15 protein-coding genes and 1 tRNA gene are annotated in these 17245 nt (G+C 40.2%); 13 read left to right on the top strand and 3 right to left on the bottom strand.

Annotation, left to right across the window (positions count from 1 at the left end):
• Positions 1-16: 16 nt before the first annotated feature.
• Together AC0L6R_RS11140 and AC0L6R_RS11135 are read right to left on the bottom strand one after the other, a co-directional pair.
• Entirely contained in the window at positions 17-1336 is a 1320-nt protein-coding gene (locus AC0L6R_RS11140) for a TolC family protein (protein ID WP_283411341.1), read from the bottom strand.
• Positions 1337-1379: 43 nt separating this feature from the next.
• Positions 1380-1958, bottom strand: a complete 579-nt coding sequence (locus AC0L6R_RS11135; RefSeq protein ID WP_473271280.1) for a TetR/AcrR family transcriptional regulator — start codon at positions 1956-1958, stop codon at positions 1380-1382.
• Positions 1959-2180: 222 nt separating this feature from the next.
• Here AC0L6R_RS11135 and AC0L6R_RS11130 point away from each other — a divergent pair.
• Together AC0L6R_RS11130 and AC0L6R_RS11125 are read left to right on the top strand one after the other, a co-directional pair.
• Positions 2181-2262: transfer RNA gene (locus AC0L6R_RS11130), tRNA-Leu, on the top strand.
• Positions 2263-2456: 194 nt separating this feature from the next.
• Complete coding sequence (locus tag AC0L6R_RS11125; RefSeq protein WP_473271279.1) at positions 2457-3611, top strand: 1-acyl-sn-glycerol-3-phosphate acyltransferase; 1155 nt, start codon at positions 2457-2459, stop codon at positions 3609-3611.
• Here AC0L6R_RS11125 and AC0L6R_RS11120 read toward each other — a convergent pair.
• Positions 3586-4806, bottom strand: coding sequence for a GAF domain-containing sensor histidine kinase (locus AC0L6R_RS11120; protein WP_473271278.1), 1221 nt, complete (start codon positions 4804-4806; stop codon positions 3586-3588). The two genes, AC0L6R_RS11125 and AC0L6R_RS11120, sit on opposite strands and share 26 nt — an antisense overlap.
• Before the next feature lie 98 nt (positions 4807-4904).
• Here AC0L6R_RS11120 and AC0L6R_RS11115 point away from each other — a divergent pair, with 98 nt between their 5' ends.
• The 11 genes from AC0L6R_RS11115 to AC0L6R_RS11065 all read left to right on the top strand — a co-directional run bounded on the left by AC0L6R_RS11115 (position 4905) and on the right by AC0L6R_RS11065 (position 17114).
• Positions 4905-5513 (top strand): peptidylprolyl isomerase, encoded by a 609-nt coding sequence (locus AC0L6R_RS11115; protein WP_283411345.1) that lies wholly within the window; start codon positions 4905-4907, stop codon positions 5511-5513.
• 153 nt (positions 5514-5666) lie between these two features.
• Entirely contained in the window at positions 5667-8681 is a 3015-nt protein-coding gene (locus tag AC0L6R_RS11110) for a hypothetical protein (RefSeq protein ID WP_473271277.1), read from the top strand.
• Positions 8682-8705: 24 nt separating this feature from the next.
• Complete coding sequence (locus tag AC0L6R_RS11105; RefSeq protein ID WP_473271274.1) at positions 8706-9785, top strand: Gfo/Idh/MocA family protein; 1080 nt, start codon at positions 8706-8708, stop codon at positions 9783-9785.
• Between the two features lie 60 nt (positions 9786-9845).
• Positions 9846-10604 carry an SDR family NAD(P)-dependent oxidoreductase gene (locus tag AC0L6R_RS11100; RefSeq protein WP_283411348.1) on the top strand — a complete coding sequence of 253 codons (759 nt, stop codon included), beginning with the start codon at positions 9846-9848 and terminating at the stop codon, positions 10602-10604.
• Between the two features lie 155 nt (positions 10605-10759).
• Positions 10760-11620, top strand: coding sequence for a fumarylacetoacetate hydrolase family protein (locus AC0L6R_RS11095; protein ID WP_473271273.1), 861 nt, complete (start codon positions 10760-10762; stop codon positions 11618-11620).
• On the top strand, positions 11617-12465 hold the full coding sequence (locus AC0L6R_RS11090; protein WP_473271272.1) for an amidohydrolase family protein: 849 nt from the start codon (positions 11617-11619) through the stop codon (positions 12463-12465). The genes AC0L6R_RS11095 and AC0L6R_RS11090 overlap by 4 nt, the downstream gene beginning before the upstream one ends.
• Before the next feature lie 155 nt (positions 12466-12620).
• Positions 12621-13619 (top strand): PDDEXK nuclease domain-containing protein, encoded by a 999-nt coding sequence (locus AC0L6R_RS11085; RefSeq protein ID WP_473271270.1) that lies wholly within the window; start codon positions 12621-12623, stop codon positions 13617-13619.
• A gap of 1 nt (position 13620) precedes the next feature.
• Positions 13621-14385, top strand: coding sequence for an L-fucose dehydrogenase (locus tag AC0L6R_RS11080; protein ID WP_473271269.1), 765 nt, complete (start codon positions 13621-13623; stop codon positions 14383-14385).
• Positions 14386-14393: 8 nt separating this feature from the next.
• Positions 14394-15704, top strand: a complete 1311-nt coding sequence (gene fucP / locus AC0L6R_RS11075; RefSeq protein WP_473271268.1) for an L-fucose:H+ symporter permease — start codon at positions 14394-14396, stop codon at positions 15702-15704.
• 143 nt (positions 15705-15847) lie between these two features.
• Positions 15848-16189: an L-rhamnose mutarotase gene (locus AC0L6R_RS11070; RefSeq protein WP_283411354.1), complete on the top strand. Its 342-nt coding sequence runs from the start codon at positions 15848-15850 to the stop codon at positions 16187-16189.
• Positions 16190-16241: 52 nt separating this feature from the next.
• Positions 16242-17114, top strand: a complete 873-nt coding sequence (locus tag AC0L6R_RS11065; protein ID WP_473271267.1) for an alpha/beta hydrolase — start codon at positions 16242-16244, stop codon at positions 17112-17114.
• Positions 17115-17245: the final 131 nt, after the last annotated feature.

Raw genomic sequence — 17245 nt, 5'->3', positions numbered from 1 at the left:
TTAAAAGGGATTCGAATTAGTTGAGGGTGCCTAATGCTCGCTCTAGATCAAGCTTGTCTTCCAAGACCTGATAGAATGCATTAATGTGGTTGATTTGGGCGGTTTGGAGGTCGGTTTCAGCCACGACTAGTTCCACGTAAGCTTTGATTCCTTCGTCGTATTGCAGCTTGATGATGTCATAAACATTCTCAGCCATCTCCATATTTTCTCTGATCAGTTGCCATTCATAGACGCTACTGTTATAGTCAGCAAGTGCAGTGGAATATTCAGTCTGAATCTGGTTACTTAGATTTTCAATTTCTATTTTTCCACGATCCACCTGCAGTTCTGCAGCTTTTACTTTATGAACTCTTTTACCCCCCTGAAAAATAGGAATAGCAAGATTGACACCTACCGAAGAAATAGGAAAAGCAGCTCTGTAGAGATCTGAAAAGTTATTATTGAAGTAATTCCAATTGTATCTATAATAGGCAGACAATTCTGGAAGATAATTCCACTTTTCATAGCTAGTCTGAATCTCATTTAGTGTTTGCTGAGTCTGCAAAAGCTGATATTCAATCCGATTTTCCAGAACCAAAGGATCCGCGGTATCCTCACCAATTTTGCCGGCTGCTCCCTGCACATCAAACTCAATTACAAAGTCTAGACTATCCGGATATCCCATCAGTTGCTTGAGGTAATCATACTTTGCCTCAAAGGAATTTGCGACTCTATTTCGATCACTTTTCACATTGGTCAAAGCAATCGAAGCACGCTGATAATCCGTCTTGTCTACTAGCCCAGCTTCAAATCTGCTGTACGCATCAGTATATTGCTTCTCCAGACGATCTAGATTTTGGTCAAGAATTTTTATTTGCTCCTCTGAAAGAAGTATAGAATAAAAAGCCTTACTGACATCTACGACCGTGTTGATCTTAGCATTCTCGATGACTTGCTGCAATTGCTGCCGATAGTACTTAGAAGACTTGGAAGCAAAAAGCTGATCCCTATTGAAGAGAGTCTGGTCAGCCTGAAGTAACACATTGGAATTATACTTTTGTCCGAAAGTAATCAACTGGTCTCCGATGATCTGCTGCTGAAGTTTAATATTATAGGCTCCTGCTGCAGAGGCTGTGATTTGAGGATACCATTCGGCCAGATTTGATTTGATATCTCTGTCTCCGATTTCCTCATCTATCTGAGCTTGCCGGATAATCGGACTTTGCACCAGAGCGAATTCAATCACCTGATCCAGAGTCAAAACTCCTCGTGGCACAGTACTTTCTTCCTGACTGTAGGCGGCTTTGGACATGAGTATAGCACTCAGTCCCACTAACAGTAAACGTTTCTTAAACATGCAATCAATAATTAGTTGGTAAGAAATTAAAAAGGTTATAGGGTTAGTCAGCTTTTATCCCAGCCCAAATGAGATGAGATATTTCTTCTAGATTCACATTAGTTCTAGCAAGTTTTGTTTTGAAATTCTTTTTGATCCGTACCGTCGAGGCGATATTGGTATTGACCAAAATGGATAGAACCACCGGATTAGTTACCCGTATCGCTCCCTTATCCATACCTGACTGAAAAAACTTATGAGCCCATTCATGCCATATGTTTGGTTTATTTTGGATCTCCTCCGAATTAAAAGGTGAATTCAAAAACTGGTCATAAAACCCATGAATTGCAGGGTACTTCTCATAGAATTCAGTGAAATTTCGCCAGTAATCGAAAAATCTATTTTCAAATTCCAAGGAGGCATCATCTCTTTCCGATATGTAGTTCATGATTTTTTGAGCCACATGTTCATAAATACCTACGATCAAATCCTCCTTATTTTCAAAATAAGTATAGATGGTTCCAGCAGCTACACCTGCGTTTTTAGCAACCTGACTTACTGGGCAGCCATGAAATCCATTTTCATACACCAATTCCAGAGCGCTTTCAATAATGCTTTGCTTCTTGTCTATTAAGTTCTCCATAAATAACTGAATGAACGTTCAATCATTCTAAGCTGGCATTAGTTCCAGTATTTGAAAAAAATTCTTCAGAAATTTTAGGAGAGAAAAAATCCTGCACAGAATTGAAAAATAAAACAGGTGAAAATGAATGGGTTCTGTGAAATCAAACTCCATCCATACATTTAAACCTCCATTTTAATATTATTTCAAAGTTAGAATCACTAACATTGCATTCCAATTGAAGCGGATGTGGCGAAATTGGTAGACGCACTAGACTTAGGATCTAGCGCCGCGAGGCATGGGGGTTCGAGTCCCTCTATCCGCACTAAACCTCCTGAAATATCGGGAGGTTTTATGTTTTTCTGGAAAATCCTTTTTTCTCCAAAAAAATTGATCCCTTATTCCACTCCGATAATCACCTCATTAGGTAGTTCTAAGGTAAATTAACTCCGATAGATGTATCTTAGCTTAGATTTCTAAGCTAAAATTTGCTTTTTGCAGACCACCCAAAAGATAGTTATGTCGCAATTTGATTCAATCAGGCCTTTTTATGACGTAGAAGCTAATGCTGCAATCCGCAAGATTGTAGATGATCCTATGCTGGAAGCCATGATGAGTTTCACTTTTCCTAACGATACAAAAGAACATTGGAAGGATTTAATGGTGCATACCCATTCATTGCGTGACTTTCAGGTGAATTTCATTTACCCTGGGGTTCAAAAAGTCATAGAAAAAAGCTCTGATGGCTTAAGTACAGGCGGTTTCGAGCAATTGCAGCCTAATACGGCTTACCTATTTATATCGAACCACAGAGACATCATCTTAGATACTTCTCTTCTAAACTCCTGCCTCTACGAAAACAGTCTAATTCTTACCACTTCTGCCATTGGTGATAATTTGATCCAAAAGCCCTTTTTACACACACTTTCTAGACTGAACAGAAACTTTGCTATCAAGCGTGGACTTCAAGGAAGAGCTTTGCTTGAAAGTTCGCAATTGGCTTCTGCCTACATAAAAAAATCTTTATTGACTGAAAATAGATCAGTCTGGACAGCACAGCGGGAAGGAAGGACGAAAGACGGTAATGATGCGACCCATCGGGGAGTTCTGAAAATGCTTACACTTTCAGAAGAAGGCGCAAATCCTTTTGGATATTTTGAAAAAATCAAAGTGGTGCCAATCTCAATTTCTTATGAATATGATCCTACGGACGTCTTGAAAATGCCAGAATGGCTAGCCAAATCCCGGGATGAAAAATACATCAAAAGTGAGAATGAGGATTTCATGAACTTGCTTCGTGGAATCATGGGCACCAAAAAACGCATCCATCTTCAAGTGAATGGGCTATTAGATAAGGAAATTCAGGAGATCTCGAAAATGGAAATCAGTCAACCTGACAAACTCAGTAAACTGGCTGAAACTATCGATCAAAAAATCTGGGCAGGATATAAACTTTGGCCTAGCAATTATATCGCCCATGATTTACTTTATGGAGATAATGAATATGTGGATTTCTACTCCGAAGAGGAGAAAAGTTCCTTCGAAAAACGAATGCATGAAAAAGTGAATATGAAAAATGACTTTCTGGTGAAAAGCTTTTTGGCAATGTATGCTAACCCCGTTAACAATCAGAAGGCTGCATTGCAGACTAGTTCACCTTCATCTCTATCTTAAACTTAGTTCCTACACCTAGTTTGGACTCAATTTCCAGGGTTCCATTTTGTTGGCTCACAAGCTTTTTCACCAAGTTCAACCCCAAACCAAATCCAATTTCTCCATGAGTTCCTTCGTCAGGGGATGTGCCTCCATCAAATATTTCTTCCACTTTGTCACTGCTCATCCCTATTCCATTATCCTTAACAATCAGCTCTAAAATCAAATCCAACTCCTTTCTTTTCAAATTCATTAGCACGGAAATTTCACCTCCAGTCTTAGTGAATTTGATAGAGTTGGAAAGTAAATTCCCTAAAATCTGAAGCACATACAATTTGGAAAATGACTCGAATTGGTTCTCCTGATCTAGTTTTACTGTAAAGTCAATATTTTTTATTCTTATCTGCGGAGCTAAAAGTCGCATGAGTGTTTCTTTCAGTTTTACCAAGTTGGTTTCTCCTTCTTTTAAATTTCGACTTCTGTTAGAATTCTCATCATAACTTTTAGACAGAATATCTTTTGATAGGTCAAGCAGGGACAAGCTACTTTGCTTAATCATATCTGTATATTCCATGATTTCCTCAGGACTAGGCGCCAATTTCTCATCAAGAATTAAATCTGCTAAACCAATCACCCCACTTATCGGACCTCGAATATCATGTGCCAATTTCTGCTGGTTCAATTCAGCCTCCTTTACTTTATTTTTAAGGTTTGCCATCAAATTATTTACGCGAAGTCTGTCAACAATCTGCCTTGCTATCAATTTCAATAACTCCTTAACATCCTCCGAAAGATGCATCATTTGACTATCCATCACGCAAAGTGCCCCGAGGTTATATCCCTCTGGAGAAGTCAAAGGCACTCCCATATAATACCTTAGATTAGGGACATCTTTTACATAAAATTTATTTTTGAATCGTGCATCAGTACTCAAGTCTTTCACTTCAAAACTTTCGCCGGAAAAGGGTTGAATGGTGTACTGGCAAACAGAATCCTCCCTTGGCATTTGGGTAATATCTATGCCATAGGAGGACACACTCCATTGTGTAAATGAATCGATAAGATTGACAAGTGAAATTTCTGTCCCGCTGATTTTAGCTGCCAACTCAGTCAGATAATTTAATCCCTGCTTTGGCTCATAGTAATCTATTCCCAGATTACTTAAGGCCAAAAGCCTATCTAATTCATTCTCTTGCAAGGAAGATATTTGATTCATTTTACTACTTTTAACTATTACTGGCACAAAAAATCTTTATTTCATTTTCCTATCCAAATGAAAAGGCAATTACTTTTTCTAAAATCAAACATCTACGAATGAATAGATTATATGGACCTCTCCTGGTGCTGTTTTTCTTAGTAATAAACATATTTCTTTTTCAGGAAAATAAAGCACTTGCTCAAACCAGCGATACAAATGTACCTGTAGGTCAAATCCTGACACCCTTTGGTGAAATTTTGATCGCACTAGATGAGCGCACTCCTAAGCATATGGAAAGCTTCATTGAGTTGGCAAATGCTGGCTATTGGGACTCATTGACGTTCAATCGAGTTATCCCAAACTTTGTTGCTCAGGGTGGTTGCCCAGATACGGAGGAAGGATTTACGGATCCCAAATATCTTTTAGAGCCTGAGTTTGTACCAGAACTGAAGCATGTTTATGGTGCTGTGGGTGCCGGTCGAGATGACAATCCCGGCAAATTATCTGCACGCTGCCAATTTTATATTGTTCAAAATCCTGAGGGAATCTCCAGACTGGATGGTGATTATACGATTTTTGGCCATGTCATCAAAGGTATGAGTGTCATAGAGCAAATCGTCAGAGTAAAGCGAGATCATACAAATGAGCCTATTAAACCTATAACATTATCCGTGAAAATAATTTACAAGGAAAAGGCTCAAGTTGAGAAAATGCGAAATTCATAAAGCAAATTTGTCTGGAGACTTTTCACTTAATCGTTCCCCCTAATGAATAATCCTTTCTTTAAAAGGAAAGCTTTTAAGTTTTTACTTGGTTTTCTTGGGCTCACCTTTACTTTTTTACTCTTATTTCCTTTCATTTTTAAGGATAAAATACAGGTGGAACTTCAAAAAATGTTGGATGATCAGTTTGAGAGTGAAGTACACTTTTCACAAATTGGGCTAACCTTTTTTCGTCATTTCCCCTCTTTGACGATCACTTTGGATGAACTATTCATAGCAGGCTCAGCACCTTTTGAGCAGGACACTTTGCTTTATACCAAGCAGCTAGACCTTGGAGTGAACATCCCCTCACTCTTCTCGGACAATTATAAAGTGGATCAACTTTATTTGAATGAGGCGGTAATCAAGATTTTGCGGGACAACAAAGGTTTATCCAATTTTGACGTCTTAACCCCATCTTCGGACAGAAAGGAGGCAGACACTACTTCCAGCAGTCTGGAGTTGGAGATCGAAGGATTCTTTCTGGAAAACAGCCATTTCCTCTACCAAGACACTTCGCTGGACATGATATGTGAGGCAAGGGGTATTGATTATGTAGGCGGAGGAGACCTTGCCGATGATATTCTATCATTGGGTAGTGACTTGGAAATTCAAGAGTTCAGATTAATCTATGAGGACTTCGCCATTTTTGATAGAAACCGCGTTACAGCTAGTCTTCAAACACGGATCAACACCGAGTCAACTGAATTAACTTTTGTGAGAAACGAACTTAAAATCAATGAATTACCAGTAAATTTTGTGGGTAAACTTGAATTTTTAGAGGGAGGATACGATATGAATTTTGTACTGGAATCCTTTAATGCTGAGTTGAAAGATATGCTTTCAGTCATACCAACTGAATTGATGCCTAATCTAGGACAAACTAGTATCCGTGGCACAGGCGATATTGTGGGCTCATTTCAGGGTCTATATCTGCCCGAACAAGATCAAATGCCTGCTTTGGCCTTGAATCTACAGGTTCGAGATGGGTATTTGGAACATGAATCCGCCTCGACTCCCATCGAAAACCTGCGTCTGAGCATGAATGTGATGGTACCAGACTTGGAGCCTAATCTTACTAGAGTTGATGTAGATAGTATCGGTTTCTCACTAGGAAATGGGTTTTTGAAAGGAAATATCCATCTAGCTGAGCTCAATCCCATGAAATTGGATTCCGACCTGGAAGCAAAACTTGATTTAGGAATATTGAATGAAGCCTTAGGAACTGAATCACTGGACTTCAGCGGAAAATTGGATCTTAACCTGACATCGCGGGGACAGTTCGTGAGTTCAAAGGACCCTAAAAGCCTCCGAGAGCCTAAATACATTACAAGTAGCATCCCAGTTTTTTCATTTTCAGCAGGACTTTCCAAAGGATATTTCAAATGGACTGAGCTTCCCGAAGCAATCAAAGATATCTCGATTGATTTATCTATAAACAGTCCTGATAGCTTACCAGAGCATATTGGAATAGATTTCAAAAAAATTCACTTTCAGGTCTTGGACCAGGTGACTGATGGATATTTTGCCTATAATAAAAATCGTGATCAGGCAGTTGATGGTAAAATAAAAAGCAGCTTTGACCTCGCTGATATTCCTAAATTTTATCCTTTAGATTCAGGTTTCGTCCTGAGAGGAATGATCAACATGGATCTTTTGGCCAAGGGAAACTTTAATAAAGAGCAAAAAACTATTCCAATTATTGATGCTGATTTCAGCTTGATAGAGGGACTTATCCAAACGCCTTATCATCCAGAAGCAATCAAAGATCTTTCGATGGTGCTGAAAATGCAAAGCAGTAGCACTTCCTATTCTGATCTGAAATTTGAGGTACAGCCTATACAATTCAACTTTGCAAACAATCCATTTACGCTCACTGCGAATATTGAAAATCTAAATGATATCCGATATGATCTGAGCTCAAAAGGAAAGCTGGATTTAGGAGAGCTTTTCAAAGTTTTCGGTGATTCGGATATGTCCGTCGATGGGTATTTGATAACTGATGTAAATCTCAAAGGATTACAAAGCGACGCCACAAACGGGAGAATTCAAAACCTTCAAAATCAGGGGACTATCGAAGTAGAGAATATTTTGGTTCGAACTCAACTTCTTCCCCAACCATTGAGATTGGAGAAAGGAAATCTGGAATTCAATCAAGACAAAATCAGCTTTGAAAATTTTCTGTTTGGATACGAAAAGAATGAAATCAAAGCAGATGGATATTTCAGCAATTACTTGGGATATTTAAGTAATCCTGAGGAGCTTTTGAAAGGAAGTCTAGTCTTCCACTCCCCTTATATAGATTTGGATGATTTCGCCTTTTTCGGAGAAAGTAATGAAGTAGAAATCGATAGTATCGGAGAAGTTTCTGGCGTCATCGTTCCGCCCTTGAATATGGATGTGATGGTAAAAGCTTCCGTAGACTCAATGAAATTCGGAGAACTTAAACTGAAGAACTTCACTGGTGAGATTAATACAAAACCAGGTGAGCTTTCCTTAAACAAAACTAGGTTTGAGATCATAGGTGCCACAGTGGAAATGAAAGGAAATTACATGGCCTCCACTCCTTTTTCCGCCAATTTTGATTATCAGATAGATGCTAAGGAATTTGATATTCATCGAGCATATGAGGAAATTCCACTTTTCAGAGAAATGGCTTCTTTCGCAGAATATGCCAGTGGCCAGGCTTCTCTGAATTATGAATTGGCTGGCAGGCTTGATGCAAATATGGAACCTGTACTTCCTTCGATTACCGGTGAGGGTACTTTAGGGCTGAAAGCCATCAAACTGAAGGGGTTCAAGCTTATGAATTCCATAGCCAAAGAAACAGAGAATAATGAGCTCGAAGATCCTGACCTGAATGATGTTGAAATCCATACGAGCATTGCTAATAACTTAATGACAATTCCTCGCACCAAAATGAGAATCGCAGGGTTCCGTCCTCGTTTTGAAGGGCAAGTTAGTTTGGATGGCGACATGAGTATAGGATTCCGGCTCGGATTACCTCCCCTTGGGATCTTTGGAATACCTATCAAAATCACCGGAAATGCTGAGGACTATAACATGCAGGTGGGAAAAGTATCCAAAGAAGATGAGCTTGTCGAAGTCATCGATGAAAATGAAAATCAATAACAGTAAAAGAAACACCCAAAGTATATGAGTACGATAAAGCCAATACGAATATTAGTGGTCGGTTGCGGAAATATGGGAATCGCGCATGCGACGGCTTACCACAATTTTTCTGAGTTTGAAATTTGCGGTCTCGTTTCCCGCGGCAGTTCCAAAAACAAACTCAACGAGCAACTTCAAGCTAACTACCCACTTTATTCAGATTTCGATGAGGCATTAACCCAATCTAAACCTCATGCAGTTTGCATCTCTACTTACCCAGATACGCATGAGGATTTTGCTGTAAAATCTTTGGAAGCTGGATGTCATGTTTTCATTGAAAAACCACTTGCTGATACCATTGAAGGCTGCGAGCGGATTATCGCAAAAGCTAAAGAAGTAAACAAAAAAGTGGTAGTAGGCTATATTTTAAGACATCATCCCTCTTGGATTCGGTTCATTAACGAAGCCGAAAAACTCGGAAAGCCTCTCGTTATGCGAATGAATCTCAATCAGCAAAGTCAGGGCTATATGTGGGATGTGCATCGAAATCTAATGAAAAGTCTCAGCCCTATCGTGGATTGCGGAGTGCACTACATCGATGTAATGTGTCAGATGACTCGATCAAAACCCGTATCTGTATCCGCAATCGGCGCAAGACTTACAGAGGATATTTCTTCAGATAATTACAACTACGGTCAACTACAGATTCGCTTCGAAGATGGTTCTGTCGGCTGGTATGAGGCAGGTTGGGGACCAATGGTAAGCGAGACGGCCTTTTTTGTAAAAGACGTTTTTGGACCAAAAGGCGCTGTCTCCATCACAGCCAAAGATGCCGGAGCTAGTGGTCAATCAGACAATGTAGATTCACATACGAAAACAGAATCTATCCGGGTTCACCATGCGGCAATTGATTCAGAAAATAAATTTATCCAACCGGATGAATGGATAGACCTGAAAGACGAACCTGATCATCAGGAGCTTTGTAATCGTGAACAGCAGTATTTCCTCCGTACGATCCAAGAAAACATTAATCTGGAGGATCACTTGAATGATGCTCTAAACAGTTTGAAAATTGCTTTCGCATGTGATGAATCTGTGAAAACCGGAGAAACAGTTAAATTATAATCCATGGAAATTATTTTGGGAGTCTAGGTCAAAGACCCTAATTTCCGTTTTGCTTTAATTATGGAAAATAAAACAGTACTTATTACAGGCGGTGCATCCGGGATCGGGCTCGCCATGGTTCAGCTTTTTGCAGCCAAAAAAACAAAAGTTTACTTCATAGATATCAATCCCGAGATAGGAGAAACAGTAGCTCAAACTGAGAGAGAAAAAGGCTTTGATGTCACCTTTTTGTGTGGCAGCGTAGCTGATCCAGCAGAAACTGAAAATCTTATTCAATCAATTCCAGGTAAGATTGATACCTTGATTAATAATGCCGGAGTGTCGCATATTGGCAAAGTGGAAACCACATCTCCTGAAGATTTCGACAGAGTTTTTCAGGTAAATGTGAAAGGCATGTTTAACTGCATCAAGGCAGCTCTTCCAAAGCTTAAAGAAAACGGCGGTGGATCAATTTTGAACATGGCTTCAGTGGCTGCTACGATAGGTATTCCTGATCGTTTTGCATACAGCATGACCAAAGGCGCGGCACTTTCCATGACATTAAGTGTGGCAAGAGACTACGTTGCTGATGGGATTCGTTGCAATTGTCTTTCTCCGGGACGTGTGCATACGCCGTTTGTGGATGGGTTCTTAGCAAAAAACTATCCAGGTCAGGAGAAGGAAATGTTTGAAAAACTTGCAGCTACTCAGCCGATAGGAAGAATGGCTACACCTTCAGAAATCGCAGAACTTGCCTATTTTGTGAGTTCAGAAACTGGAAGCTTCATCACAGGAACAAATATTCCAATTGATGGAGGGTTCTTGGGATTGAAAATGTGATACGATATGGGATTTAAGATTTGTGATTTACGAATTCAACGCATTGATTGAACTCAATTATAAACTCATAATTCCTGAAGCTAAAATCTTGATTCTTGACTCTAACATCTTGAATCTTAATACTTGATACTAAAATCTAAATACTTGATACTAATATGAAACTTATACGATTCGGCGAAGCCGGCAAAGAACAACCAGGCATACAAGACGAAAATGGCAAATATTTGGACTGCTCAGGGTTCAATGAAGACTGGAACGAAGATTTTTTCACGAACAACGGAATTGCAAGACTTGAAGAATGGTTGGACGCGAATCAGAAGAATTTAAATGAAATCCCTGCTGGTTCCCGCTTAGGCTCGCCAATCGCCAGACCTTCAAAAATCATCTGCATAGGATTGAATTACCGAATGCATGCCATAGAATCTGGAATGCCCGTGCCTGAAGTTCCAATCATCTTCATGAAAGCTACTTCTTCACTTTGTGGGCCATTTGATAATATTTTGATTCCTAAGAATTCAGTAAAAACTGACTGGGAAGTAGAATTAGCTGTAGTGATCGGCAAGCGCGCGAAGTATGTAAGCAAGGAAAATGCGATGGAATACGTGGCAGGGTACTGTGTGCACAATGATGTCTCAGAGCGTGATTTTCAATTACATCATGGAGGACAGTGGGTGAAAGGAAAGAGTGCTGATAACTTCGCTCCTCTTGGGCCAGTTTTGGTCACCAAAACTGAGATCGAAGATCCGCATAACTTGAGACTTTGGTTGAAACTGAACGGGAAAATGCTCCAAGACAGCAATACGTCAGATTTGGTTTTTGATATTCCTGAATTGATTGAGCACCTGAGTCAGTACATGACGTTATTGCCTGGAGACGTGATTTCTACAGGAACTCCAGCTGGCGTTGGCCTTGGATTGACCCCTCCTACTTACTTGAAAGAAGGTGACGTAGTAGAACTTGGCATCGAAGGGCTTGGTGAAGCCAAGCAAACTGCAATCAACGACCCAGAAGCATGAGACTGGATTCCCACCAGCATTTCTGGAAATACAATCCACAAAAACACTCCTGGATCACCGACGAAATGAAGGTGATCCAGCGAGACTTTCTTCCTGATGATCTCTTTCCGATTTTAGCAGAGCATAAGATTGATGGTTGCGTCGCAGTACAGGCAGATGAAAGTTTCAGAGAAACTGCCTTCCTATGTGATTTGGCAGAAGAACATGAGCAAATTAAAGCTGTCGTGGGATGGGTTGATTTGGGTTCTGATGATGTAGATAAGGATCTGGATCAGTTTGCTTCGCAAAAAAAGCTAAAGGGCTACAGAGAAATCCTCCAGTCAAAACCAGCGGAATATATGCTTCGAAAGGAGTTTATCCGAGGCATAGAAAAAATCGGAAAGCGAGGTTATACTTACGATATTCTGATTTTTCACAATCAATTGGAAGCTGCTTTGCAGTTTGTAAAAAAAGCGCCGGAACAGCCTTTCGTTATCGACCACATCGCAAAGCCAAATATCAAATTGGGTATTTGGAGAGAGTGGAAAAAGGAAATGACTCCACTTGCGGAGCGGGATTATATTTTCTGTAAAGTATCTGGCATGGTCACCGAAGCTGATTGGAAGAAGTGGACAGCTTCTGAACTTCAAGTTTATCTCGATGTAGTCCTCGAACTATTTGGTCCAAAGCGCCTGATGTTTGGAAGTGATTGGCCAGTTTGTAAGATTGCAGGAGAATATGAGCAGGTTCTGGAAGTCATCGAGCGTTTTACCGATAAACTTTCCAAGACCGAGAAAGAAGCAATTATGGGAAATACTGGTGCTGAGTTTTATGGGATTTCTGCTATGCCAAAGCCAGAAAAGTAATTTTAATTTTAATTATTTGAAAAAGAAATAGCTTCACATTCTGATTCGTTTTGCCGTAGTTTTTTCAAATTATCAAATTTTCGTGACACTGGTTCTACTAATGTTTGACCATATTTATTATGCTAATCTAGTTATACACAGTCTGAAGCTATATTATGAAAGACAAGGAAATGCTGCTGTTTCAGGATTTGGCAGACATTATTGAAAATGGTAAAAGAGAAATCACTGCTCAAGTTAACAGCACACTTACCCTTGTTTACTGGCAAGTTGGATTTAAAATAAACACCTATATTCTAGAAAATAAGCGAGCAGAATATGGCAAGGAGATGATCCCTAAAGTTGCTGGTCAATTAGCAAATGCATACGGGAAGTCTTTTCAGGAAAAAAACCTTCGCAGAATGATGCAGTTTGCGGAAACCTTTCCGAATTTTCAGATTGTCGTGACAGTGTCACGACAATTGAGCTGGTCACATTTTATAGCACTCATTCCCTTAAAAAGCCCATCGGCTATAGATTTTTATATAAAAAAAATATCAGAAGAAAAGTGGAGCATTAGACAATTAAGAAATCAAATAGAAAGAAAAGCCTTTGAGCGAAAAGAAATCGCACAAATCCAATTATCGGAGACTGACATAGAAATTCAATCTAGTTTTAAAGACCCCTATTTTTTGGATTTTCTAGGCTTAAAAGAAGGTTATTTGGAGAATGATTTAGAAGGAGCAATTCTAAAGGAATTAGAGCATTTCATATTAGAGCTAGGTAAGGGGTTTGCTTTTGTAGAAAGACAAAAACGGATCATACTGGATGGTGTGGATTTTTATATTGACTTATTATTTTTTCATAGAAAACTGAAGCGTATCGTAGCTATTGAGTTAAAACTCAACAAATTCAAACCAGCCTACAAAGGACAAATGGAGCTCTATCTAAAATGGCTCAATAAATACGAAAAACAAGAAGGTGAAAACCCTCCGATAGGATTGATACTATGTGCCGAAAAAAGTAATGAGCAAATAGAATTGCTTGAAATGGGAAAAGACGGAATAATGGTAGCCGAATACTGGACAGAATTACCGCCTAAAAGTGAACTAGAAGCAAAATTGCATCAAGTATTAATGGAAGCCAAAGCAAGAATAGAACATAAGAAATTATTATAAAATGAACCTAAACCTAACCAATAAAGTCATCCTGATTTCTGGCGGAGCCAAAGGAATTGGCGGGGCTATATCCAGAGGATTGATTGCCGAAGGTGCAATTCCCGTGATGATTGATCCTTCGGAAAAAGAAGGTGCAGAAATCCTCGGCTTGGGAGAAGCATTTCAGATTCCAATCCGACTTTTCGAAGCTGCTGATGCCGAAAAAGCCGTCAAACTTACGCTAGAGAAATATGGTAGAATTGATGGACTTGTGAATAATGCCGGCGCAAATGACAGTGTTGGTTTAGAAAGGGGAAGCCCTGAAGCATTTGAAAAATCAGTAGCCAAAAACCTTAATCATTACTATCATTTGGCACATTTTGCCCTGCCGCATTTGAAAGAAGCAAAAGGTAGCATCGTCAATATCAGTAGTAAAACAGCTGTTACTGGCCAAGGAGGTACTTCAGGATACACTGCAGCAAAAGGAGCTCAGCTTTCGCTCACACGCGAATGGGCTGTCGAACTCCTACCCTACGAAATAACTGTGAATGCAGTCATTCCAGCTGAAGTTTTTACTCCGCTTTATGAAAATTGGATCAATACTTTTGAAGATCCAAAAGCAAAACTGGAATCGATCACAGCCAAAATCCCATTGGGAAAACGCATGACTACGCCTGAAGAAATTGCTTCCATGACAATTTTCTTATTTTCCGACAAAGCCAGACATATCACTGGCCAGCATCTCTTTGTGGATGGTGGCTACACCCATCTTGACCGTTCTTTATAATCCTACCCATGACCCAAAAACCTGCATTAGTCCCAAAGGAGCTTATCCTACCCTTTATCTTAATCACATCTCTTTTTGCCCTTTGGGGCTTTGCAAATGACATCACCAATCCCATGGTGGCTGCGTTTAAGAGAGTACTCGAACTGAATAATACCCAGGCCTCCTGGGTACAAATGGCTTTTTACGGAGGCTATTTTACAATGGCTTTACCTGCTGCTTTTTTCATCAAAAAGTATTCTTATAAAACTGGAATCTTGCTTGGCTTAGGTCTTTACGGATTCGGAGCATTGCTGTTTTATCCAGCAGCAGCTTGGGAGAGTTATGGCTTTTTCCTGGCTTCACTGTACATTTTGACCTTTGGTTTAGCTTTCCTCGAAACCACTGCCAACCCCTATATCTTGTCCATGGGACCTGAGGCAACAGCAACTCAGCGATTGAATTTGGCACAGGCATTTAACCCAATGGGAGCTTTGGCTGGTTTATTTGTTGCGAAGCAATTTATATTAAATGCACTTCAATCGAATGCAACTGATACGGACGGCAACATCATATTTTCCTCGCTTGATGAAGCCTCCAAAGCTGTAATTCGAACCGCCGATCTAATGGTGATTAGGAATCCCTATGTGATGCTGGGATTGGTGGTGATCGCGATTCTAGTGATCATTGCGATGGTCAAAATGCCAGAGAGCAAAGAGACAGGCAAAGTAGAATTCAAAGCTACTATGGGTCGCTTACTGAAAAACAGAAACTTCGTGGAAGGTACCCTTGCTCAAATGTTCTATGTGGGAGCTCAAATCATGGTTTGGACTTACATCTACCAATACGCAGAAGTACTTGGCATATCGAATGCCGATGCAGTTAATTATGGATATGCCGCATTGGTAATATTCTTAATCGGACGTTGGGTTTGTACCTTTTTGCTTCGCTACATCTCTCCTACTAAGTTGCTCAGCATCTTTTCTGTGCTGGCAATTATATTCACTGCTGGAGCTATCTTCCTTCCTGGAATGCCTGGGCTCTATTCCTTGGTAGCCATTTCTTTTGCCATGTCCCTGATGTTTCCTACTATCTACGGGATTGCATTGGATGGCTTGGGTGAAGACTCCAAGTTTGCGGCCGCATATCTTGTGATGGCTATCGTGGGTGGTGCGATTATGCCTACACTGCAAGGAATGATTATGGATATTGGTGGAGTAGGATATGACGATACATTGATTCTGGGCGTCCCAGAAGTTAACTTCTCCTTCATCCTTCCTCTTGCCTGCTTTGTGATGGTGTTGCTATTTAGTATTCGGGTAAAAAAGGTGGTAAAGTTGTAGTAATTGAAGGATTCTAAAATTGGAAAATTTGAAGATTATCCTTTCTGTATTTAAGAATCTTGTCTTGGTAAATATCGGCAGTAACCTGTAATCCATCGACAAAAATATAACGGTTAATTATTCTGAGTAAATCTATAGTAAACATGAAAACCCAAACCTATATTTTAATCTGTGATCTCAAAGACACTGAGGAAGCTAAGTTAGGCTATGACGAATGCCACAAGGCTGTCGCACCTGAAATCATTGAAAGTATCCGGGAGGCCGGAGTATTACAAATGACCATTTATCGCTGGGAAAACAGACTCACCATGATATTAGTGGCAGATGAGGAATTCTCATTTGAAAAGAAGGCGAAAATGGATTTAGCCAACCCACATGTGCAGGAATGGGAAAAATTCCTAAGTAACTACCAAACCAATTTGCCTGGAACACCAGAGAACTGGAGATGGGCACCCATGGATAAAGTTTTTGATTTTCACGCCTAAAATAAAACCTATGCAAAAGCCCTTTTTAGTATTCAGCCTAATCATGATAACCATGATCGTAAATGCCCAAGAAATTATACTTCCGCTTTGGGAAGGAACTCCGCCTCTTCAAAATGACATGGGCTTGGAAGAAAAAGCAGTCGAAGAAGGAATTATCAGAATCGAAAATGTGCAGATCCCACAGATCGAAGTTTTCTTACCAAGTAAGCAAATGCGCACGGGTCAAGCAGTGGTAATTTTTCCAGGAGGCGGATATCATATCTTGGCTTACGATTGGGAAGGAAGAGACTTTGCCAAGTGGCTAAATACACAGGGAATTGTAGGAATCGTAGTAAAATACAGACTTCCAGACTCCAAATCTCTCACAGATGCGAAAGAAGTTCCGCTACTTGATGCGCAGCGGGCAGTTCGCTTGGCTAGACATCATGCCGCAGAATGGATGATTGATCCAGGAAAAATTGGAGTTTTAGGGTTTTCCGCTGGTGGACACTTGGCTTCTACCGTTAGCACTCAGTATGAACATGAAGTCGATAGACCAAAAGACGCGATTGATGCACTTTCTGCTCGTCCAGATTTTTCGATCTTAGCCTATCCAGTGATCTCATTCCGAGATGCCAGCGCGCATTCTGGTTCCAGAAGAAATCTAATTGGTGAAAATGCCAGTCAGGAATTGATAGATCGTTTTTCGGGTGAATTGAATGTAACTGCTAATACACCACCAACCTTCTTGGTACATGCGCAAGACGACGCTGGGGTTCCTATTGAAAACAGTTTCCTTTACTACAATGCACTCCATGCGCACAAAGTACCAGCATCGCTGCATATCTACCCCAAGGGCGGTCATGGCTTCGGTTTTGGCTTAGGAAAAGGACCTGTTGACGGCTGGAGAGATGTGTTGTTGGATTGGCTTACTGATCTTAAATAAAATAGTTGGAAAGTGGTAAAGTTGTAAAGTTGGTCTGTCCAGACTGAGTGGAGACTAAGTCCTATCAAAATAGCTTCTTAATTACCCTTCGACTCCGCTCAGGGAGACAACATCCTACTTCTTACTACTTC

The sequence above is a fragment of the Algoriphagus sp. 10J20-15 genome, assembly GCF_055809615.1.
Note: the sequence above shows the minus strand (reverse complement) of the source record. Positions and strands in the feature narration are given on the sequence as shown.

Bases quoted from the DNA above. Each gene is read 5' to 3' on its own strand.
- AC0L6R_RS11140 (WP_283411341.1), bottom strand. From the start codon at position 1,336: ATGTTTAAGAAACGTTTACTGTTAGTGGGACTGAGTGCTATACTCATG.
- AC0L6R_RS11135 (WP_473271280.1), bottom strand. From the start codon at position 1,958: ATGGAGAACTTAATAGACAAGAAGCAAAGCATTATTGAAAGCGCTCTG.
- AC0L6R_RS11125 (WP_473271279.1), top strand. From the start codon at position 2,457: ATGTCGCAATTTGATTCAATCAGGCCTTTTTATGACGTAGAAGCTAAT.
- AC0L6R_RS11120 (WP_473271278.1), bottom strand. From the start codon at position 4,806: ATGAATCAAATATCTTCCTTGCAAGAGAATGAATTAGATAGGCTTTTG.
- AC0L6R_RS11115 (WP_283411345.1), top strand. From the start codon at position 4,905: ATGAATAGATTATATGGACCTCTCCTGGTGCTGTTTTTCTTAGTAATA.
- AC0L6R_RS11105 (WP_473271274.1), top strand. From the start codon at position 8,706: ATGAGTACGATAAAGCCAATACGAATATTAGTGGTCGGTTGCGGAAAT.
- AC0L6R_RS11100 (WP_283411348.1), top strand. From the start codon at position 9,846: ATGGAAAATAAAACAGTACTTATTACAGGCGGTGCATCCGGGATCGGG.
- AC0L6R_RS11095 (WP_473271273.1), top strand. From the start codon at position 10,760: ATGAAACTTATACGATTCGGCGAAGCCGGCAAAGAACAACCAGGCATA.
- AC0L6R_RS11090 (WP_473271272.1), top strand. From the start codon at position 11,617: ATGAGACTGGATTCCCACCAGCATTTCTGGAAATACAATCCACAAAAA.
- AC0L6R_RS11085 (WP_473271270.1), top strand. From the start codon at position 12,621: ATGAAAGACAAGGAAATGCTGCTGTTTCAGGATTTGGCAGACATTATT.
- AC0L6R_RS11080 (WP_473271269.1), top strand. From the start codon at position 13,621: ATGAACCTAAACCTAACCAATAAAGTCATCCTGATTTCTGGCGGAGCC.
- fucP (WP_473271268.1), top strand. From the start codon at position 14,394: ATGACCCAAAAACCTGCATTAGTCCCAAAGGAGCTTATCCTACCCTTT.
- AC0L6R_RS11070 (WP_283411354.1), top strand. From the start codon at position 15,848: ATGAAAACCCAAACCTATATTTTAATCTGTGATCTCAAAGACACTGAG.
- AC0L6R_RS11065 (WP_473271267.1), top strand. From the start codon at position 16,242: ATGATCGTAAATGCCCAAGAAATTATACTTCCGCTTTGGGAAGGAACT.